The 20,384-nt window shown below is 58.1% G+C and carries 21 protein-coding genes; 14 read left to right on the forward strand and 7 right to left on the reverse strand.

Annotated features, from left to right (window positions below; translation table 11 throughout):
* Positions 1 to 1,689: a chloride channel protein gene (locus C2E16_RS18155; protein WP_038624011.1), complete on the reverse strand. Its 1,689-nt coding sequence runs from the start codon at positions 1,687 to 1,689 to the stop codon at positions 1 to 3.
* A gap of 160 nt (positions 1,690 to 1,849) precedes the next feature.
* Between C2E16_RS18155 and C2E16_RS18160 the strand changes: the two genes are divergently transcribed.
* The 3 genes from C2E16_RS18160 (at position 1,850) to sstT (ending at position 5,546) form a co-directional block, all read left to right on the forward strand.
* Positions 1,850 to 2,836 carry a Gfo/Idh/MocA family protein gene (locus C2E16_RS18160; protein ID WP_084970636.1) on the forward strand — a complete coding sequence of 329 codons (987 nt, stop codon included), beginning with the start codon at positions 1,850 to 1,852 and terminating at the stop codon, positions 2,834 to 2,836.
* A gap of 265 nt (positions 2,837 to 3,101) precedes the next feature.
* Entirely contained in the window at positions 3,102 to 4,073 is a 972-nt protein-coding gene (locus C2E16_RS18165) for a TerC family protein (RefSeq protein WP_038624007.1), read from the forward strand.
* Positions 4,074 to 4,307: 234 nt separating this feature from the next.
* Positions 4,308 to 5,546 (forward strand): serine/threonine transporter SstT, encoded by a 1,239-nt coding sequence (gene sstT / locus C2E16_RS18170; protein ID WP_084970635.1) that lies wholly within the window; start codon positions 4,308 to 4,310, stop codon positions 5,544 to 5,546.
* A gap of 122 nt (positions 5,547 to 5,668) precedes the next feature.
* Here sstT and C2E16_RS18175 read toward each other — a convergent pair whose 3' ends face one another.
* Genes C2E16_RS18175 through uxaC form a run of 3 tightly spaced genes read right to left on the reverse strand, consistent with a single transcriptional unit; the run spans position 5,669 to position 10,041 of the window.
* Positions 5,669 to 7,159 (reverse strand): UxaA family hydrolase, encoded by a 1,491-nt coding sequence (locus C2E16_RS18175; protein WP_084970634.1) that lies wholly within the window; start codon positions 7,157 to 7,159, stop codon positions 5,669 to 5,671.
* Positions 7,160 to 7,171: 12 nt separating this feature from the next.
* Complete coding sequence (locus C2E16_RS18180) at positions 7,172 to 8,617, reverse strand: tagaturonate reductase (protein WP_084970632.1); 1,446 nt, start codon at positions 8,615 to 8,617, stop codon at positions 7,172 to 7,174.
* Positions 8,618 to 8,631: 14 nt separating this feature from the next.
* Entirely contained in the window at positions 8,632 to 10,041 is a 1,410-nt protein-coding gene (gene uxaC, locus C2E16_RS18185; RefSeq protein WP_084970631.1) for a glucuronate isomerase, read from the reverse strand.
* Between the two features lie 420 nt (positions 10,042 to 10,461).
* On the opposite strand from uxaC, the gene C2E16_RS18190 reads away from it, so the two are divergent.
* The 10 genes from C2E16_RS18190 to C2E16_RS18235 all read left to right on the forward strand — a co-directional run bounded on the left by C2E16_RS18190 (position 10,462) and on the right by C2E16_RS18235 (position 17,402).
* Entirely contained in the window at positions 10,462 to 11,769 is a 1,308-nt protein-coding gene (locus C2E16_RS18190; protein WP_104951642.1) for an MFS transporter, read from the forward strand.
* Positions 11,770 to 11,980: 211 nt separating this feature from the next.
* Entirely contained in the window at positions 11,981 to 12,751 is a 771-nt protein-coding gene (gene exuR / locus C2E16_RS18195) for a transcriptional regulator ExuR (RefSeq protein WP_038623997.1), read from the forward strand.
* 336 nt (positions 12,752 to 13,087) lie between these two features.
* Positions 13,088 to 13,765, forward strand: a complete 678-nt coding sequence (locus C2E16_RS18200) for a DedA family protein (protein WP_038623995.1) — start codon at positions 13,088 to 13,090, stop codon at positions 13,763 to 13,765.
* Positions 13,765 to 14,145, forward strand: coding sequence for an EnvZ/OmpR regulon moderator MzrA (mzrA, locus tag C2E16_RS18205; RefSeq protein WP_038629865.1), 381 nt, complete (start codon positions 13,765 to 13,767; stop codon positions 14,143 to 14,145). Before C2E16_RS18200 ends, mzrA begins: the two co-directional genes overlap by 1 nt.
* A 188-nt stretch (positions 14,146 to 14,333) precedes the next feature.
* Positions 14,334 to 14,705 (forward strand): DUF1090 domain-containing protein, encoded by a 372-nt coding sequence (locus C2E16_RS18210; RefSeq protein ID WP_144380538.1) that lies wholly within the window; start codon positions 14,334 to 14,336, stop codon positions 14,703 to 14,705.
* A gap of 42 nt (positions 14,706 to 14,747) precedes the next feature.
* Positions 14,748 to 15,053, forward strand: coding sequence for a DUF883 family protein (locus C2E16_RS18215; RefSeq protein ID WP_038623991.1), 306 nt, complete (start codon positions 14,748 to 14,750; stop codon positions 15,051 to 15,053).
* Positions 15,054 to 15,055: 2 nt separating this feature from the next.
* Positions 15,056 to 15,454 (forward strand): phage holin family protein, encoded by a 399-nt coding sequence (locus C2E16_RS18220; RefSeq protein WP_174705323.1) that lies wholly within the window; start codon positions 15,056 to 15,058, stop codon positions 15,452 to 15,454.
* Positions 15,451 to 15,738: a YqjK-like family protein gene (locus tag C2E16_RS18225; protein ID WP_038623989.1), complete on the forward strand. Its 288-nt coding sequence runs from the start codon at positions 15,451 to 15,453 to the stop codon at positions 15,736 to 15,738. Before C2E16_RS18220 ends, C2E16_RS18225 begins: the two co-directional genes overlap by 4 nt.
* Positions 15,739 to 15,943: 205 nt before the next feature.
* On the forward strand, positions 15,944 to 16,336 hold the full coding sequence (locus C2E16_RS18230) for a DoxX family protein (protein ID WP_038629862.1): 393 nt from the start codon (positions 15,944 to 15,946) through the stop codon (positions 16,334 to 16,336).
* A gap of 70 nt (positions 16,337 to 16,406) precedes the next feature.
* Positions 16,407 to 17,402 (forward strand): glutathione S-transferase family protein, encoded by a 996-nt coding sequence (locus C2E16_RS18235; protein ID WP_038623987.1) that lies wholly within the window; start codon positions 16,407 to 16,409, stop codon positions 17,400 to 17,402.
* 24 nt (positions 17,403 to 17,426) lie between these two features.
* Here C2E16_RS18235 and C2E16_RS18240 read toward each other — a convergent pair whose 3' ends face one another.
* Entirely contained in the window at positions 17,427 to 18,326 is a 900-nt protein-coding gene (locus C2E16_RS18240) for a LysR family transcriptional regulator (protein ID WP_038623985.1), read from the reverse strand.
* A 135-nt stretch (positions 18,327 to 18,461) separates the two neighbouring features.
* Between C2E16_RS18240 and C2E16_RS18245 the strand changes: the two genes are divergently transcribed.
* Positions 18,462 to 19,166 carry a pirin family protein gene (locus C2E16_RS18245; protein ID WP_038623983.1) on the forward strand — a complete coding sequence of 235 codons (705 nt, stop codon included), beginning with the start codon at positions 18,462 to 18,464 and terminating at the stop codon, positions 19,164 to 19,166.
* Positions 19,167 to 19,204: 38 nt separating this feature from the next.
* Here C2E16_RS18245 and dolP read toward each other — a convergent pair whose 3' ends face one another.
* The gene (gene dolP / locus C2E16_RS18250; protein WP_038623981.1) at positions 19,205 to 19,777 is read right to left on the reverse strand and encodes a division/outer membrane stress-associated lipid-binding lipoprotein; all 573 of its coding nucleotides are present in this window, start codon (positions 19,775 to 19,777) and stop codon (positions 19,205 to 19,207) included.
* A 13-nt stretch (positions 19,778 to 19,790) separates the two neighbouring features.
* A complete protein-coding gene (gene diaA / locus C2E16_RS18255) occupies positions 19,791 to 20,378 on the reverse strand; it encodes a DnaA initiator-associating protein DiaA (RefSeq protein ID WP_038623979.1) in 588 nt (195 codons plus the stop codon).
* Positions 20,379 to 20,384 lie beyond the last annotated feature (6 nt).

The raw sequence follows: 20,384 nt of genomic DNA on the forward strand, positions 1-20,384 counted from the left end.
TCAGATAAAATCTTTCGCCTTTCTTATCAGGCTGGTTTTGGTCAACGCGCCGAGGTATTTACGATCCTGCGGATTATTCAGCACCGGCAGGCGCTCCAGCGTGACCTGCGCGAACGCCTCCCATCCCTCGCGAATGGTCTGATTGCGGAACACGCAGGGAAACTGGCCGTCCATTACCAAAATTACCGGCGAATCGAGCGTCAGCTCGCGATCGAGGATCTTACGCGAGATATCGTGAATCGACACCGCGCCGAGAAAGTGGCCCAGATCGTTGATCACGTAAACATAGCGCTCCTTCTTCAGCGAGCTGACCGCCAGCGCGCGGCCAACCGACTCATGCGGCTGCAACGCCGCGCCGGGCACGATAAACTGCTCGATAACGCCATTATCAAAATCGAGCTTGGCGTCGGCGCGGTTAAAATGCTGCGTCACCACCGGATAGGTACTGGCGGCCTGTAAACGCCAGGCGAGCATCGCCGCCAGCACGCTGGCGATCATCACCGGAAACAGCAGGCTGCTGTTCAGCGTCATTTCCAGCACCATCAGCATCGCCATCAGCGGCGCCTGGCTGACCGCCGCCAGCATCGCAGCCATGCCGACCACGGCAAACAGCAGCGCGTTGCCAATCGGCAGCCCCGCCTGTAGCGCCAGCGTGGCGAGGATCACGCCCAGCAGCGCGCCCACCAGCAGCGAAGGCGTAAACAGCCCGCCGACCGCATTCGATCCCACCGACAGCGCCGTGGCCGCCATTTTCAACAGCAGCAGCAGCGCCAGCGCGGGCAGCAGATAGCGTCCCGCCATAATATTGACGATCACTTCATAGCCGTTGCCGAGAATATCGGTGGAGACGATCGCCAGCGCGCCCACCAGCACGCCGCCCAGCCCCAGGCGCAGCGGCAGGCTTTTTACTTTTGCAAAGAGTTGCCTGCTGCGGCCGATCAGCGTAAGCATCGCCCAGCCCAGCAGGCCGGCCAGCAGGCCGATCGCCACAGTCAGCAGCAGTGTGGTCGGGCTGAGTTGAAACTGTACCTCGGCAAAGGGGTAAAGCGCGTTGCGGTAGCCGAGCGACCACATGGTCATTACCGCCGTCGCCGCCGCGATAATCAGCGGAATCAACCGTTGCAGCGCAGTAATGCCGAAGGCGATTTCCGCGACGAAAATCGCCGAGGCGAGCGGCGCGTGGTAAACCGACGCCAGCCCGGCGGCGGCGGCCATGGCGACGATCTCGCTGTTGCTGAGCGTGGTGCATTTAAAGCAGAAGCGCCCCATCAGGCTGCCGCAGAGCGCGGAAAGCTGCACCATCGGCCCCTCTTTCCCCACCGACGCGCCGCTGCCGATGCTGGCGATGGATGATAGCGCGCGGAACAGCGAGGTTTTAGTCGGCACGACGTCGAGACGCGCGTTAATCACGTCGAGATAGTCAGTCTTGCTGGTTTGCTGGCGCTCCAGCGAGGTGGCATAGCGCAGAAAAAAACCTGCGATCACTCCACCTGCGCCGACCAGCAACGGCCAGAAAAACCAGGGCCAGGCGGTTATCGCCACGGTAATGTCGCGGTCACTGTGAAACAGCAGTTGGTTGATCAGCGCTATCAGGTGTCGAAAGCCCAGCGTCACCAGCGATGCCGCACAGCCGACCGGGATCGCGACCATAATGCTGGTCCAGTTCAGTACATGTTTACTGCTGCTCACATCGCATCCTTCTGTTGCGGTTCCCTGAATTCAGGCGAAGCACCATCATATTGGAAGGCGGATCGCAGGATCAAATCGCCTGCGCGGTGTTGTCATTGCACGAACCGCCGCACATGTTACTCTGCATCTCTTCGCTAAGGATCAGGAGCCTGACTGACTTATGATTCGCTTCGCTATTGTAGGCACTAACTGGATTACCCGGCAGTTTGTCGAGGCCGCGCAGCAAACCGGCGCCATGACGCTGACGGCGGTTTACTCGCGCACGCTGGAGCAGGCGCAGGCTTTTAACAAGGATTACGGCGTCGCGCATCTGTTTCTTTCGCTGGAACAGATGGCCGCTTCCGATGAAATTGACGCCGTCTATCTCGCCAGCCCTAACGCCCTGCACTGCGAACAGGCGCTGCTGTTTTTACGCCATAAAAAGCATGTGATCTGCGAAAAGCCGCTGGCCTCCAACCTGCACGAAGCGGAACAGATGATCGCCTGCGCGCGCGAAAACGGCGTGGTGCTGTTTGAAGCCTTTAAAACTGCCAGCCTGCCCAATTTCCTGGCGCTGCGTCAGGCGCTGCCGCAAATCGGCAGGCTGCGCAAAGCGCTGTTCAACTACTGCCAGTATTCATCCCGTTACCCGCGCTACCTCAACGGCGAACGACCCAACACCTTTGAACCGCGCTGGTCCAACGGGTCGATTATGGATATCGGCTACTACAGCCTCGCCAGCGCGCTGGCGCTCTGGGGCGATCCGCTGCGTGTTCAGGCGCAGGCGACGCTGCTGGAGAGCGGCGTTGACGGGCACGGTTCGGTGATCATGGACTACGGTGATTTCGACGTGACGCTGCTGCACTCCAAGGTCAGCGACTCCCATATCCCCAGTGAAATTCAGGGCGAAGAGGGATCGCTGGTGATTGAAAAGCTTTCTGAAAGCCAGCGCGTCGTATTTATGCCGCGCGGCGGTCAGCCGCAGGATCTGACGCAGCCGCAGCACAGCAACACGATGCGTTATGAAGCGCAGCACTTTGTTGAGCTGGTCTCACAGCGCCAGGTCGAGCATCCCGGACTGGCGCTGTCGCTCAGCACCGCGCGCTGGCTGACGGAGATCCGGCGGCAAACCGGCGTGGTTTTCCCGGCCGACCGGGAAACACCATAAAGCGTGTGTAAATATTTCTAAATATGTCTTTCCGTCGTTGCTTATTTAGGCGCGCCCTACTATCTTTTGCCTCAGCAAAGGGGAGTAACTTGTAAGCCGATCGATCGTCACTACGATGCGTTACGCATCCGGTCATCGGGCAATCCGGAATGTGATTCTGGTTGTAAGTGAGACCTTGCCGGAAGGCGAGGCTTTGCTTGCAGCAAACAGAGCGGCTGGCGTCTTCCGACGTTGGCCGTTTTTTGTTTATTGACAGGATATGTTTATGCAAACCGTTGGTACTCCATTACTTTGGGGCAGCTTTTCCGTTGTCGTACTGCTCATGCTGGCGATCGATCTCTTTTTACAGGGGCGGCGCGGCGCGCAAACCATGACGCTTAAACAGGCCGCCGCCTGGTCGCTGGTCTGGGTCTCCGTTTCGCTGCTTTTCGCCGCCGCGTTCTGGTGGTATCTCGACGGCTCCGCCGGCCGTGAAATGGCGAATACGCAAACCATGGCGTTTTTAACCGGCTACGTGCTGGAAAAGGCGCTGGCGGTAGATAACGTGTTCGTCTGGCTGATGCTGTTCGGCTATTTCGCCGTCCCGCCCGCCTACCAGCGCCGCGTGCTGATCTACGGCGTGCTGGGTGCTATCGTGTTGCGCACCATTATGATCTTCGCCGGCAGCTGGCTGGTGACGCAATTCAGCTGGATCCTCTACCTGTTTGGCGCCTTCCTGCTGCTGACCGGCATTAAGATGGCCTTCAGCAAAGAGGATGATGAAAACTCGGTAGGCGATAAGCCGGTTGTGCGCTGGCTGCGCAGCCATCTGCGCATGACCGATAATATCGAAGGCGAAAAGTTCTTTGTGCGTCGCAACGGGCTGCTGTACGCCACGCCGCTGCTGCTGGTGCTGATTATGGTTGAGCTGAGCGACGTAATCTTCGCCGTCGACAGCATTCCGGCGATCTTCGCCGTCACCACCGATCCCTTTATCGTGCTGACTTCGAACCTGTTCGCCATTCTCGGCCTGCGCGCCATGTATTTCCTGCTGTCAGGCGTGGCGGAGCGTTTCTCGATGCTGAAATATGGCCTGGCGATTGTGCTGGTGTTTATCGGCATCAAGATGCTGATCGTGGATATCTGGCATATCCCCGTCTCGGTTTCGCTGAGCGTAGTCGGCACCATTCTTGGCCTGACGCTGCTAATCAACGCCCTGGTTAACCGAAAAAATGATCGTAAACAGCTGACAAAATAATATGCCGCGGGCGCGCTGCGCCCCGCTCATAATGTTGTATTAAACCGGTGTATTAAATGTAATCACTATCACAGTTCGGTTACACAGAAATAAAAAAAGATGATCCAGCGCGGAAAGCAAGAATTTCTGCTTTTCCTGCCATCGCATTTCCTTATACTCCCCCGGCAAACACACATGCCGTTTTGTCGTCTCGCGAGGCGGCCTCGGTAACGATAACAAAGACTGGTTCTGACGATGGTAAAAAGCTCCTCCACGCTGATTGCGCGCCTGTTTGGCGGCAGTCTGGTAAAACAAATCATGATCGGCCTGGCGGCGGGCATCGCCCTTGCCTGGTTCTCTAAAGAGACGGCGCTGGCCGTCGGCCTGCTGGGTTCGCTGTTCGTCAGCGCGCTGAAGGCGGTGGCGCCGCTGCTGGTGCTGGTGCTGGTGATCGCCTCGATTGCCAACCATAAGCAGGGGCAGAAAAGCAATATTCGCCCGATCATCGCGCTCTATCTGCTGAGCACCTTTTTCGCCGCCGTGGTGGCGGTGGTGTGCAGTCATCTCTGGCCGCAAACGCTGACGCTGAAGGCGGCGCAGACTGATATCACGCCGCCCTCCGGCATTATCGAGGTGCTGCACGGTCTGCTGATGAGCATGGTGGCGAACCCAATCGACGCGCTGATGAACGCCAACTATATCGGCATTCTGGTCTGGGCGATCGGTCTGGGCATCGCCTTCCGCCACAGTAGCGACACTACGCGTCAGCTGCTGAACGATGCCTCTGAAGCGGTAACCTGGGTGGTGCGTATGGTGATCCGCTGCGCGCCGCTGGGCATTTTCGGTCTGGTGGCGTCGATTCTGGCGTCAACCGGCTTCTCGGCACTGTGGAACTACGCTCATCTGCTTACGCTGCTGATCGGCTGTATGCTGCTGATGGCGCTGGTATTCAACCCGATTCTGGTCTGGTGGCAGATCCGCCGCAACCCTTATCCGCTGGTGTTTACCTGCCTGCGCGAAAGCGGCGTAACCGCCTTCTTTACCCGCAGCTCTGCCGCCAATATTCCAGTGAATATGGCGCTGGCGAAACGCCTGAATCTGGATGAAGATACCTACTCCGTTTCGATTCCGCTGGGCGCGACCATCAGTATGGCGGGCGCCGCCATCACCATTACCGTGCTGACGTTGGCCGCCGTGCATACGCTGGGCATCCATGTCGATGTGCCGACCGCCGTGCTGCTTAGCCTGGTCGCTTCGCTGTGCGCCTGCGGCGCGTCCGGCGTAGCGGGCGGCTCGCTGCTGCTGATCCCGGTGGCCTGCAATATGTTCGGCATTCCGAATGATGTCGCGATGCAGGTGGTGGCAGTCGGCTTTATTATCGGCGTATTGCAGGACTCGGCGGAAACCGCGCTGAACTCCTCTACCGATATCCTGTTTACCGCGGCGGTTTGTCAGGCGGAAGAGCGCCGCGAAGCGGCGAAAAATATCGGCTAACGCGAAAATAAAAGTCCCGCGACAGATCGACGCGGGATACGAGGTCAGGAAGAACGTTTCTTTGATCGGCCAATACGCCCGCTGCGGGCGCGCAGGCGACCTTCGGGTCGCCTTTTTTTGGCCTACAGCGTGACGCCGCTTTTGAAAATCGCCAGCTCGCGGAAATCGTTGCGTTCGTTGTTGGTCAGTTTGCCGTTCGCCACTTCGACGATGTAATCGACAAAGCTGTCCAGCAGGCTCTCCATCGGCATACCCTGCACCAGCGGCCCGGCGTTAAAATCGATCCAGTGCGGCTTGCGTTCCGCCAGCTCGCTGTTGGTGGCGATTTTCACCGTCGGCACAAAGCCGCCGTAGGGCGTGCCGCGACCGGTAGTGAACAGCACCATATGACAGCCGGCGCCCGCCAGCGCGCTGGTCGCCACCGCATCGTTGCCCGGCGCGCTGAGCAGATTTAAGCCCGGCTGACGCAGCCGCTCACCATACTTCAGCACGTCCACCACCTGGCTCTGGCCCGCCTTTTGCGTGCAGCCCAGCGATTTTTCCTCCAGCGTGGTAATGCCGCCCGCCTTGTTGCCCGGCGACGGATTTTCATAGATCGGCTGCTGATGGGCGATAAAGTAGCGTTTGAAATCGTTGATCATCTCCACCGTTTTTTCGAAGGTAGACTCATCGCAGCAACGGCTCATCAGAATACGCTCGGCGCCGAACATCTCCGGCACTTCAGTCAGCACCGTGGTACCTCCGTTGGCAATCATCCGGTCGGAAAAGCGGCCCAGCATCGGATTGGCGGTGATGCCGGAGAAGCCGTCCGATCCGCCGCACTCCAGGCCGAACTTCAGCTCGCTCAGGCGTCCCGGCTCGCGCCGGTCATGACGCATTTTCTCATAAAGCTGGTGCAGGCGCGTCAACCCCGCTTCGACCTCATCTTCTTGCTGTTGACAGATCATAAAGCTGACGCGATCGCTGTCATAGTCGCCCAGCGTTTCACGGAAGGTATCCACCTGATTGTTCTCGCAGCCGAGCCCAATCACCAGCACCGCGCCAGCGTTAGGGTGACGCACCATATTTTGCAGCATGGTGCGGGTATTCTCATGATCCTGCCCCAGCTGCGAACAGCCGAACGGATGACTGAAGAGATGCACGCCGTCGATATCCGTGGCGTCATTGGTTTCACGCAGAAAGCGTTGCAGGATCTGACGCGCGATGCCATTGACGCAGCCTACGGTCGGCAGAATCCACAGCTCATTGCGGATGCCCACTTCGCCGTTGGCCCGACGATAGATCTGTACGTCACGATCGGCGGCCTGCGGCGGCAATGTCAGAAAATCGGGCTGGTACTGATACTCATCCAGATCGCTGAGGTTGGTGCGCGCATTCTGGGCATGGACATGCTCGCCGACATCAATCGTCTGCGTGGCGTGACCGATCGGCAGTCCGTACTTGATGATATGTTCATTGACCGCAATGGGCCGCAGCGCGAACTTGTGCCCGCGACCAATCGGCTGACGCAACGTGACCATCACGCCATCAAGCGTCAATATGCTGCCCTCATCCAGATCGCTGAGCGCGACGGCGACGTTGTCGCGCGGCGCGATTTTAATTGCCTGTTGCATAGCCGCTGTTCCTCATTTTGGTATAGCCGCCCGCATTCCCTGAGCGGTGATGGTTTGCAGGTGTGCGGCAACGGCGTCAACCAGTCCTGGCAGCTGACTCAGATCCTGTTGCCAGTGTTGTGCATCGCTCAGCACGGCGGCGACCAGCTGTCGCAGCGAGATGGCGCCCTGCGCCTGCTGCGGCCAGAGCGTAGCGAAGCGATCCAGCCACTGCGCGTCATCCTGTAGCGCCCAGGCCTCGCCGTCGCGCTCGCCGCGATAGTATGCCAGCAGCGCCGCCAGCGCGAAGGTGATGCGTGTCGGCCACTGCCCGGTTTGCTGATGCCCGGCCAGCAGCTGCGGCAGCAGGCGCGTGCGGAACTTGGTCATGCTGTTCAGCGCGATGGCAGAGAGCTGATGACGAATAAACGGATTGCGGAAGCGCCCCAGCACCGCATCGGCGAAGCGGTGCAGATCTTCCGCCGGCAGATCGAGCGTCGGGATCACCTCCTGACGCAGCAGAGCGTCGACGAAGCTGGCGATCTCTGCGTCATTCATCGCTTCCCCGACGGTCTCCAGGCCGGAAAGCCAGGCGACCGGCACCATCGCGGTGTGCGCGCCGTTGAGAATGGCGACCTTCTGCTCTTTCCACGGCTTAATGTCATCCACCAGGCGGATATTAAGCGGCAGCGCGTTCAGCCGCAGCTCGTCGGCGACCTGCTGCGGCCCCTGAATCACAAACTGGTAAAAGACCTCGCCCGCCACCAGCAGCGGATCGCGGTAGCCAAGCTGAGCGAAGATCTCCTCAGCGTCCTCTTTCGGATAGCCGGGTACAATGCGATCCACCAGCGTGTTGCAGAAGATGTTGTGTTGCACGATCCAGTCGCTAAAGGCTGACGGCAGCTGCCAGAGCTGCGCATAGCGCAGCACCATCTCGCGCAGCGTATCGCCGTTGTCATCGATCAGCTCGCAGGGCAGCAGGATCCAGCCTTTATCCGCCGCGCCGGAAAAGTGCTGCCAGCGCGCCCACAGCAGCTGGGTCAGCTTGCCGGGGAAAGATCGCGTCGGGCGATCGTCCGGCCGATCCTCGGCGTTGAAAGCGATGCCCGCCTCGGTGGTGTTGGAGAACATAAAGCGGATCTGCGGATCGCGCGCCAGCGCGATAAACGGCTCAAATTGCTCCCAGGGCTGGATCTCTTCGTTAACCGACCGAATCAGCCGTGGCTCGCTAACCACCTCGCCCTGTGCGTTCAGGCCACGGATTAGCGCGGTGTAAAGCCCGTCCTGATGATTGAGCGAATAGTCCACGCGCCGATTAAGCGGTCGAATCACCGTGACGCCCGCATCCAGGCCGCCGTGGACATTGAGCAGATCGATCTGCCAGTCGATAAAGGCGCGCAGAAAGTTGCCCTCGCCGAACTGAATAATGCGGGTGGGGTATTGCGGTCCCGGAAAAGCGGCGCGGTTAAGGGTTTGCATGCATTTTCCTCGGATTAAAGCTCAATGCCGAAATAGTCGCGGGCATTATTGAAGCAGATGTTCTGCACCATGTTGCCCAGCAGATCGATATCCGCCGGCGCCTCGCCGTTCTCTACCCAGCGTCCAATCATCTGGCAGAGCAGCCGACGGAAATATTCGTGACGGGTATAGGAAAGGAAGCTGCGGCTGTCGGTGAGCATGCCGACGAAGCGGCTTAACAGGCCCATCTGCGCCAGCTGGGTCATCTGGCGCTGCATGCCGTCCAGCTGATCGTTAAACCACCATGCGGAACCGAACTGCATTTTGCCCGGCTCGCCTTCGCCCTGGAAATTGCCCGCCATCGTCGCCAGTACTTCGTTATCGCGCGGGTTCAGGCAGTAAAGGATGGTTTTCGGCAGCGCGTTGTCGCGATTCTGCGCGTCCAGCAGGCGCGCCAGCGGTTCCGCCAGTGGGCGGTCGTTAATGGAGTCGAAGCCGACATCCGGGCCCAGCAGCTGCAGCTGACGACGGTTGTTATTGCGCAGCGCGCCGATATGGTACTGCTGCACCCAGCCGCGTCGGGCGTATTCCGCACCCAGCCAGACCAGCACTGCGGTTTTAAACTGCGCAGCTTCATGTTCGGAAGGCGCGTTGCCCTGAAGCCGGTTCGCCAGAATCTGATCCAGCGCGGCGTCGTCCGCTTCGGCGTACAGCACGACATCCAGCGCGTGATCGGAAACCTTACAGCCGTGCGCGGCGAAATGGTCGAGCCGTTTGCTCAGCGCGCGCCGCAAATCGTCGAAGCGACGAATATCCACGTCCGCTACCGCGCCAAGCTTGTTCATATACTCCGCGAACCCTTCCGCCTCGATATTGAACGCCTTATCGGGACGCCAGCTCGGCAGCACCTTAATGCTGAAGCTGGCATCCTGCGCCAAACGCTGATGGTGCTGTAAATCGTCGATCGGATCGTCGGTGGTGCCCACCATGCGTACATTCATCTGCTGCATGATGCCGCGTGCGCTGAACGCGTCCTGCGCCAGCAGCTCGTTGCACGCGTTCCAGATGCGATCGGCGGTTTTTTCCGACAGCAGCACGTCGGTGATGCCGAACGGGCGGCGCAGTTCAAGATGCGTCCAGTGATAAAGCGGGTTGCCGATGGTATGCGGGACGGTGCGTGCCCAGGCGTTGAATTTTTCACGATCGCTGGCGTCGCCGGTGCAAAGCGCTTCCGGCACGCCGTTCGCGCGCATCGCACGCCATTTATAGTGGTCGCCCTTAAGCCAGATGTCGTACAGATTTTTAAAACGATAGTTTTCCGCGATCTGCTGCGGCGGCAGGTGGCAGTGATAATCGAAAATCGGCTGATCGGCCGCGTAGTCGTGGTAAAGACGGCGGGAAAATTCGGTGTCGAGCAAAAAATCTTCGGTCATAAAACGGGACATTCCGGTCTCCTCTTGCATGAACGGCGCAGATGCATCCACCTGATGGCGAAAAGTTATCATACCAATTTGCGGCGGCGCAGCGATTATTTTGCGATACAGCTCACATATCAGACAGCTTTGTCTGGCTAATACTGCTGCCTGTCGCCCTGCAAACCAGTAAGAACCTGACATTTAGTGATTTTTATTATCCCATATCGCAAAAATGGTTTTTGTGATGGCATTCAACTTTTAAATCGGTATGACAAGTTATCGTCTGCCGGTCAGAATTTACTGAACGAATGTTTTTTAAAGGCAAGGAATAAAAAACGGGCGCTCGCAGCACCAGGTTCACAGATGCTCTCTGTCAGCCTTGGTCAGCAGGCAGCCCCGCATAACAACAACAGCGGCACGGGCCGCATACAGAACTGGAAGAGGTATGACATGCGTAAAATAAAAGGGCTACGCTGGTATATGATCGGTCTGGTGACCATCGGTACCGTGCTGGGTTACCTGACGCGCAACGCCATTGCCGTTGCCGCGCCTACGCTCCAGGATCAGCTTCACATTACCACCCAACAATACTCCTATATCGTCGCCGCTTACTCGGCCTGCTATACCATCATGCAGCCGGTCGCGGGTTATGTTCTTGATGTTCTCGGCACCAAAATTGGCTATGCGATGTTCGCCATCCTTTGGGCGGTCTTCTGCGCCGCCACCGCGCTGGCGGGCAGCTGGGGCGGCCTGGCGATTGCGCGCGGCGCGGTCGGCGCGGCGGAAGCCGCGATGATCCCTGCCGGCCTGAAAGCCAGCAGCGAGTGGTTCCCGGCGAAAGAGCGTTCCATCGCCGTGGGCTATTTCAACGTCGGCTCCTCTATCGGCGCTATGGTCGCGCCGCCGCTGGTGGTCTGGGCCATCGTCGCCCACAGCTGGGAAATAGCATTTATCATCACCGGCGTCCTCAGTATGATTTGGGCGGTTTGCTGGCTGATCTTCTATAAACATCCTAAAAAGCAGACCAGGCTGAGCGAGGAAGAACGCGACTACATTCTTTCTGGTCAGGAAGCGCATCATCAGGTCAGCAACGGCAAGAAAATGAGCGCTGGTCAGATCCTGCGTAACCGCCAGTTCTGGGGCATCGCCCTGCCGCGCTTTCTCGCCGAGCCAGCCTGGGGCACTTTTAACGCCTGGATCCCGCTGTTTATGTTTAAGGTCTATGGCTTTAACCTGAAAGAGATCGCGATGTTCGCCTGGATGCCGATGCTGTTCGCCGATCTCGGCTGCATCGTCGGCGGCTATCTGCCCCCGCTGTTCCAGCGTATCTTCGGCGTTAACCTGATCGTTTCGCGTAAGCTGGTGGTCACCATGGGCGCGGTGCTGATGATCGGCCCTGGCACCATCGGTCTGTTCACCAGCCCTTACGTGGCGATCGGTCTGCTCTGCATCGGCGGTTTTGCGCATCAGGCGCTGTCCGGTTCGCTGATTACGCTTTCCTCCGATGTTTTTGGCCGTAATGAGGTGGCGACCGCCAACGGTCTGACCGGCATGGCGGCCTGGACCGCCAGCACCCTGTTCGCGCTGGTGGTCGGGGCGCTGGCCGACACGCTGGGCTTCAGCCCGTTGTTCGCCGCGCTGGCGGTGTTCGATCTGCTGGGCGCGGTGGTCATATGGACGGTGCTGAAAAACAAACCGGTTTCCGAATTACAGCAGGAGCAGGTTGCGTCCGTCGCCGGCGCGCCGGTTCGCAGCTAAACTCTCCAGCAGGCGTGTTAAGGCGCGCCTGCTTTCTGACGCTTTTCCCCTCTTTATCCTCTGTCCCGCATTCTCTTTTAACGTTATCCTCTGCGCGCAGCAGAAGTGCGTCTTCCCTCGCATTTCCTGTGGACCACACGCCACAACCATTGGCCCGGCGTTCGGTAAGTGGTATAACAACTTCAAGAATTTCTCTGCTATGGATTTGCCTATGGATATCAGCGAACCACGTCGTCTTTATCAACAGCTGGCCTCAGAGTTAAAAACCCGCATTGAGGCGGGTCAGTATCGGGTGGGCGATAAACTGCCTGCCGAACGCCTGATTGCCGAAGAGATGCAGGTTAGCCGCACCGTGGTGCGCGAAGCGATCATCATGCTCGAAGTGGAAGGCTATGTTGAGGTGCGCAAAGGCTCCGGCATTCATGTGATTTCCAATCAGCAGAGTCATCGCGTCGTCACCGACAGCCAGCTGGAGTTCGCCAACTTCGGCCCGTTTGAACTGTTGCAGGCGCGCCAGCTGATTGAAAGCAATGTGGCGGAGTTCGCCGCCACGCGCGTAACACGCCAGGATATCGTGCAGCTGATGGAGATTCAGGAGCAGGCGCGTAAAGAGGATCGCTTCCGCGATTCAGAGTGGGACATGCGCTTCCATGTAAAAATCGCCATGGCGACGCAGAACAGCGCGCTGGCCGCCATCGTCGAAAAGATGTGGCTGCACCGTATGCACAACCCCTACTGGCTGAAGCTGCATGAACATATTGACGAGCGCTCGATCGGCAGCTGGTGCAGCGATCACGACGCCATACTGAAAGCGCTGATTCGTAAAGATCCCGCAGCCGCTAAGCTGGCGATGTGGCAACATCTGGAAAATACGCGTCAGATGTTGTTTAACGCCACCACTGACGATTTTGAATTTAATGTAGATCGCTATATGTTCGCTGAAAATCCGGTTATTTTACCCGATCCCACCTCTTCCCGTTAAAAACAGGCGCTTTGGCTAACAAAGCGTCTAAAGTCAGTAAACTTACTTTAGTGTCAGCCTGTGTAAAACTCCTTTCTGCTAATAATTTTCAACGGTAAAAATCTCATCCTGTGCTAACTTTCCCTGTCTCGTATCTGTGGATTTTGTTACAGTTATCCGCCTTTTCTTACCGTTTCGCAGAGGGAAAGAGGAACGCGTCGTTTTTTTACGCCATTCCGGCAGAAAGCAAGTACCCGGCCTGTGATAGCGGCGACTACACTAAACAAAAACCGCCTGCCCGCTGTCCCGGCCAGTCACCGATGAGCCGGCGTTACCAATGAAGTTCAGGAACATTGAATGGATATTTTAAAAGCGTTGTTGCAAGCCTTATGGCAACAAGATTTTGAAACCCTGGCCGATCCGACGCTGGTCTGGGCGATATATGGTGTGCTGTTTATGATCCTGTTTCTGGAAAATGGCCTGCTGCCTGCCGCCTTTCTGCCTGGCGACAGCCTGCTGATTTTAGTCGGCGTGCTGATCGCGAAAGGCACGATGAATTTCCCGCTTACCCTGTTTATTCTCACTACCGCCGCCAGCCTCGGCTGCTGGGTCAGCTATATTCAGGGCAAATGGCTGGGCAATACGCCTACGGTGCAAAAGTGGCTGTCGCACCTGCCCGCGCAGTACCATCAGCGCGCGCACCAGTTGTTTCACCGCCACGGCCTCTCGGCGCTGTTAATCGGCCGCTTTATCGCTTTTGTGCGCACGCTGCTGCCGACCATCGCCGGTCTTTCCGGTCTCAGCAATACCCGTTTTCAGTTCTTCAACTGGATGAGCGGCTTTCTGTGGGTGTTGATTTTGACGGTAATGGGCTTTGCGCTGGGCAAAACGCCTATTTTCCGCCGTTATGAAGATGAGTTGATGTTCTGCCTGATGCTGCTGCCGCTGGTGCTGCTGGTGGTGGGACTGTTCGGATCGCTGCTGGTGCTGTGGCGTAAACGCCAGGCCAACAGCAACCAAAAAGGTCAGTCATGATGCGCTGGCTGCAACCTCTTCTGCGCCAGCCGCTGCGCTGGCTGCTGGCCGGTCTGCTGGCGATTCTCGCCTTCGCCATCGTTCCCGCGCTGTTTCGTCATGAAAATGCGCTGCTGATCCGCGCCGCTCATCAGGGCGTCACGCTGCCGGACGGTTTTTACGTCTGGCAGCAGCTCAACGCCTTAGGCATTCAGGTAAAAAGCATTACTCCGGCTCAGGACTCGCTGGTGCTGCGTTTTGAATCGCAGGAGCAGAGTCAGGCGGCACAGCGCGCGCTGCATAAAATTCTGCCCCACGGTTTTGATATCGCGCAGCTGGAAAACGGCACTGGCAACGGCTGGCTGAATAAAATTTCGCTGCGTCAGCAGTCGGTTGGCTGATTTCACTCAGCCGGCGCGCCTTTTCGCCCTCAGAACATTCCTTCTTCGCCAACACTTTTTGAGCTTTCGCTAAAGAGTGTCTATTCTTACAAAAGGTTATAAAGCGGCATGGTTGCCAGCCTTATAATCGCTGCATCGATACCGTTCACAGGGAGCGGCTGAATTTAACAATGGAAGGTCATTATCAGATGAAATTTCGTACCTCGCTTTTTCTGGCGCTCGTTTCTTTTTCAGGTTTTGTACAGGCGGCTGGCCCGCTCTGTATGCAGAAAGAGAAGACGATAGAGCAAGAAATCGCGGCTGCCAAACAACATGATAATCAACGCCGGGTGAACGGCCTGGAACGCGCCCTGACTGAAGTGCAGGCCAACTGCAGCGATGAAAAGCTGAAGGCGGCGCATCAGGAGAATATCAAGGCTAAGCAGCGTGAAGTGGCCGAGCGTGAACAGGATTTAAAAGATGCCCAGGAAGATGGCGATAAAGAGAAAATCGCCAAACGCCAACGCAAACTACAGGAAGAGCGCGAAGAGCTGAAAGCGCTACAGTCAGCGCCCTACTAATCCATTTACAGCGTACATTGCCTGAGAATAAAGGAGTGTTTCATGTCAAAAGATACTACGTCAGAACACCTGCGCGCCGAGCTGAAAAACCTGGCGGATACGCTGGAAGAGGTGCTGAGCCACTCTACCGATAAATCGAAATCCGAACTGGACAAGCTGCGTAGCAAAGCGCGCGCCGCGCTGGACGAATCGCGCCTGCGCCTGGGCGAAACCGGCGATCGCCTGTCGCAGACCACCCGTGAAGCGGTGGGCCGCGCTGACGATTACGTGCGTGAAAACCCATGGCACGGCGTCGGCATCGGCGCAGCCGTGGGTCTGGTGCTTGGCATGCTGGTTTCGCGTCGTTAATTATGGCCCATTCTCAGCAAAGCCAAGGCCCGGGCAAAGGGGTCATAAACATCGGACAGCGTCTTGTTACTACGCTGGTTGGCATGGTAGAAACCCGTGTGCGCCTGGCAGTGGTCGAGCTGGAAGAGGAAAAGGCGAATCTGATACAGATGCTGTTGATGACTGGCCTGACGATGCTGTTCACCGCGTTTGGGCTGATGAGCCTGATGGTACTGGTGATTTGGGCCGTTGACGCGCAGTACCGCCTGATGGCGATCGGCATCACGACCGGCGTGCTTTTCCTACTGGCGCTAATTTTCGGCCTGTGGACGTTGCGTAAATCACGCAAATCCACATTGCTTCATCATACGCGCAAGGAGCTCGCTTCCGATCGTCAGATGCTGGAGGATCGCCATCCATGAACCGTGCTGACCGTGAGCAACGTAAAGCGGATCTGTTGATCGCCATTCACCAGCAGCGCCTCGATCTTAGCGCGGCCCGACGTGACTGGCTGTTGGAAACCGCCCGCTACGATCGCGGTTGGATGACGCTGTTAAGCCTGCGCAGCTATATCGCCATCGGCAGCAGCGCGCTGGCGGTCTGGTCGGTACGCAATCCTAACTTCCTTATGCGCTGGGCCAAGCGCGGCTTCGGCATCTGGAGCACCTGGCGTCTGGTAAAAGCCAACCTGCCGCAAAAGCATTAACGCCTCTCTGACTGCCCTGTTTAACGCGGGGCAGCCACCATCAACTTTATTGAATTTCTTTGACAGTTTATCTCGCTTACATATCTTGCGCACTCCGCCTATTATCCTCCTCAGTTAGCAAACACGGCGCCTAATAGCCCGTTACCACTGAATTTAATTGCTCAGACGCGCTTCGTTTGCAGCAAACCAACACTGGGGAAAGATGATGAAAAAATTAGAAGATACTGGTCTGCTGGTCGCACGCATTTTAATGCCGATCCTTTATATCGTTTCCGGCTGGGGCAAAATCAGCGGCTATGACGCCACGGCGCAGTACATGCAAGCGATGGGCGTACCCGCGTTTATCCTGCCGCTGGTTATTTTGTTGGAGCTCGGCGGCGGCCTGGCGATTCTGTTCGGCTTCCTGACGCGCTTTACCGCCCTCTTCACTGCGCTCTTCACGTTGCTGACGGCCTTCCTGTTCCACAGCAACTTCGCGGAAGGAGTGAACTCGATTATGTTTATGAAAAACGTGACGATGGCGGGCGGCTTCCTGCTGCTGGGCATCACCGGGCCAGGCGCTTACAGCATCGACCGCCTGCTGGGTAAAAAGTGGTAAGCGGTTGCTATACTCAATAACAAAAGGGCGAGGATGATTCCATTCTCGCTCCTTTCATTTTGGAGGAGTTATGGGACAACTGATTGACGGCGTCTGGCAGGATACCTGGTATGACACAAAATCGACCGGCGGCCGCTTTAAGCGATCTGAATCCGCCTTTCGTAACTGGGTGACGGCTGACGGCAGCGCCGGGCCGACCGGCAAAGGGGGCTTCCCCGCCGAGCGCGATCGCTACCATCTCTATGTCTCGCTTGCCTGTCCCTGGGCGCACCGTACGCTGCTGATGCGTCAGTTGAAGGGGCTGGAGCAGATGATTTCTGTATCAGTGGTGCATCCGCTAATGCTGGAAAACGGCTGGACCTTCGCCACCGATTTTCCTGCGGCGACCGGCGACGATCTCTACCAGCACGATTTTCTCTATCAGCTTTATCAGCACGCCGATGCGCAGTACAGCGGCCGCGTGACCGTTCCGGTGCTGTGGGATAAGCAGCAGCAGACGATCGTCAGCAACGAGTCCGCCGATATCATTCGCATGCTGAACTCCGCGTTTGACGCGGTGGGCGCGCGCGCCGGCGATTACTACCCTGTCGCCCTGCGTGAAAAAATCGATGAGCTTAACGGCTGGATCTATGACACGGTCAATAACGGCGTCTATAAGGCGGGCTTCGCCACCTCGCAGGCGGCCTACGAGGAAGCGGCGACCGCGCTGTTCCAGTCGCTGAACCGTCTGGAGCAGATCCTCGGCCAGCATCGCTGGCTGGCCGGCAACCAGCTCACCGAGGCGGATCTGCGCCTTTGGACCACGCTGGTGCGTTTCGATCCGGTTTACGTTACCCATTTTAAATGCGACCAGCAGCGTATCGGCGATTACTTAAACCTGAACGGCTTCCTGCGCGACATCTGGCAGATGCCCGGCATCGCCGAAACGGTAAACCTTGAGCATATTCGCCATCATTACTATCGCAGCCATAAAACCATCAATCCCAGCGGCGTTATCTCCCTTGGCCCGGCGATAAACTGGGATGAACCGCACGGGCGCGACGAACGCTTCCCGGAATCGGTTTAACGGCATAGAGCGGGTAACCGCCGGTTACCCTTTTCTTCCCAGCAGGCGCGGGATCTCACGCAGGCACCAGGCTTTCGCCTCGCCCATGCTATCGCGCCGCCAGGCCATGATAATATCGATCTCGCTCGTGGTTTCCGGGCTGACGACGCGCAGACGCCCTTCGGCAATGTCCCGCTCCACCATCGGATAAGGCATGCTCGCCACGCCCAGCCCCGCCAGCAGTGCACGCCGCTTATCATCCATACTGCTCAGCGTCAGGCGCTGCTGCTTGTCCAGCAGTTGTACCGTCAGCACCGGCCTTTCACGCGCGGTATCCGCTACCGCGATGCCGCGATATTTCACGCGCGTCGCCTCCGACAGCGGCTCCGGCTCCTGATGGATCGGGTGATCCGGGCTGGCGACAATCACGCTCATAATGCTGTAGAGCTTGCGGGTGTTGATTTCTGTCGAGGCGCGGAAATGCAGATCGGGCGCCACCACAATGTCGGCGCGCCCCTGCTCCAGCCGCTCCCACGCGCCCGCCAGCACTTCGGTGATCAGCGAGATTTGCGTATTGGCCTTCTCCGAGAGTTTTTCCACCAGCGGGAAAAGCGATTCGGTAGGCACCAATGCTTCGGTCACAATCGTCAGGTGTGTTTCCCAGCCGCGCGCCAGCGCTTCCGCGTCGGTAGTCAGCTTATCAGCCGCTTCCAGCAGCACCCTGCCGCGCTCCAACAGCATGCGTCCCACGTTGGTGAATTTGGTGCGATGGCCGGAACGGTCGAACAGCACCACATCCAGCTCCTCTTCCAGCTTCTGCATGGTGTAGCTCAGCGCCGACGGCACGCGTCCCAGTTCATCCGCAGCGGCCGCAAAGCTGCCGCGCCGATCGATAGCATCCATCACGCGTAATGCTTCGAGGGTTAAAGCCCTATCTTTTGCCATAGCGCGTCTCTGTCAGTAATTTTGAATATGCCTGGCAGATTAACTGGCTAACAATCCGCCGTCCAGATATTTACCATGGAAACCTGAGCGGCCCGCTGGTGGTAAAGGCTGGCGCTGATGGGAGGTAATATAACTATGATGATGTCACGCACCGCGCAACAGTGCGGCCACGCGGATTACGGCTGGCTGCAGGCGCGCTATACATTTTCCTTTGGGCACTACTTTGATCCGAAACTTTTGGGGTACGCGTCGCTGCGCGTGCTGAATCAGGAAGTGCTGGCGCCCGGCGCCGCCTTTCAACCACGCACCTACCCGCAGGTGGATATCCTTAATCTTATCCTACAGGGCGAAGCGGAATACCGCGACAGCGAAGGCAACTACAGCCGCGCGGCAAGCGGCGAGGCGCTGCTGCTCGCCACCCAGCCCGGCGTTACGTACAGCGAGCTGAACGTAAGCAAGGAAGCGCCGCTGACGCGCATCCAGCTCTGGCTCGACGCCTGCCCGACGCGGGAAAATCCGCTGGTGCAGCAAATGTCGCTGGGGAAGGAGGAGACGCATCAGCTTATCGCTTCGCCCGACGGCGAAAAAGGCAGTTTGCAGGTGCGTCAGCAGGTCTGGATACATCATATTCAGCTGGCGCCCGGCGAACGCTGGCAGCAGCCGCTGCGGGGCTCGCGCGCCTGGTTGCAATCGATCCACGGCGCTTTTCAGGCGCTGACGGCGAACGGCGAGCGGGAGGAACTGGGCTGCGGCGACGGGGCTTTTATTCGTGATGAGGCCAGCCTCTGCATAGAGGCGCAAACGCCGCTGCGCGCGCTGGTGGTCGATCTGCTGGCGTAATAAAAAAACGGGGCGGCGCTGAGGCCGCCCCTGAAGCGTTATTTTAGAATAGTAAAGGCAGTGGTGACATGCTTCACCCCGCTCACCCGGCTGGCGATATCCGCCGCCGCGCTGGCTTCCGCCTGCGTCACCAGCCCCAGCAGAAACACCTCGCCGTTCTCGGTGGTGACCTTCACGTTGGAGGATTTCACCTGATCGCTGCCCAGCAGCTGAGAACGCACTTTGGTGGTGATCCAGGTATCGGACGACGCGGTGCCCAGCGTCACTTTCGGCCCCTGACGTATTTCGTTATAGACCTCCGTCGCGCCATCCACGCCGACCGCGATCTGCTTCGCGCGCTCCGCCACTTCGCTGCTCGGCGCCTGGCCGGTCAGCAGCACTTTGCCCTGATAGGCAGTGGCGACGATATGCGCGTCGTTTTTAATCTGCTGATCTTTCGCCAGCGCATTGCTGACGCGCAGCTCCAGCGTGCCGTCATCCACCTGAGTGCCGACGGTGCGCGGATCGGTCGCCGTCTTGGTGGCAACAGCCGCGCTGCCCACCACCACGGCGGCGCAGCCCTGTAATACCAGGGCGGCAAGAATCACTGCCAGTGCTGATAATGCCTTCATTGCATCTCCTTATTTATTCCTGGTGTGGAAACAGAGTGTTATCAATCAAATCACACAGGCAGTTCACGGTAAGCATATGCATTTCATGAATCCTGGCGCTTCTGTGTGATGGAATGCGAATCTCCACATCCTGCGGTCCCAGCAGGCCGGCCAGCTCGCCGCCGTCATAACCGGTCAGGGCGATAATGGTCATATCGCGCGTGACCGCCGCCTCGACTGCTTTAACGATATCCCGGCTGTTGCCGCGGGTTGAAATCGCCAGCAGCACATCGCCCGTCTGCCCCAGCGCGCGCACCTGTTTGGCGTAGACTTCGTTATGCAGCCGGTCGTTGCCGATGGCGGTCAGCAGCACATTATCCGCGTTCAGCGCCAGCGCCGGCAGGCTGGGACGCTCCGCTTCATAACGGTTAATCATGCTGGCGGCGAAATGCTGCGCATTGGCTGCCGACGTGCCGTTGCCGCAACAGAGGATCTTGTTGCCGTTCAGCAACGATTGCACCATGGCGATCGCCGCGCGGGAAATCGCGTCGGGCAACGCCTCCGCAGCGGCGATCTGCGTTTGTATACTCTCAGTAAAACAGGCTTTAATTCTTTCCAGCACACTACC

Origin of the sequence: Mixta calida (assembly GCF_002953215.1) — a bacterium.
Lineage (GTDB): Bacteria > Pseudomonadota > Gammaproteobacteria > Enterobacterales > Enterobacteriaceae > Mixta > Mixta calida.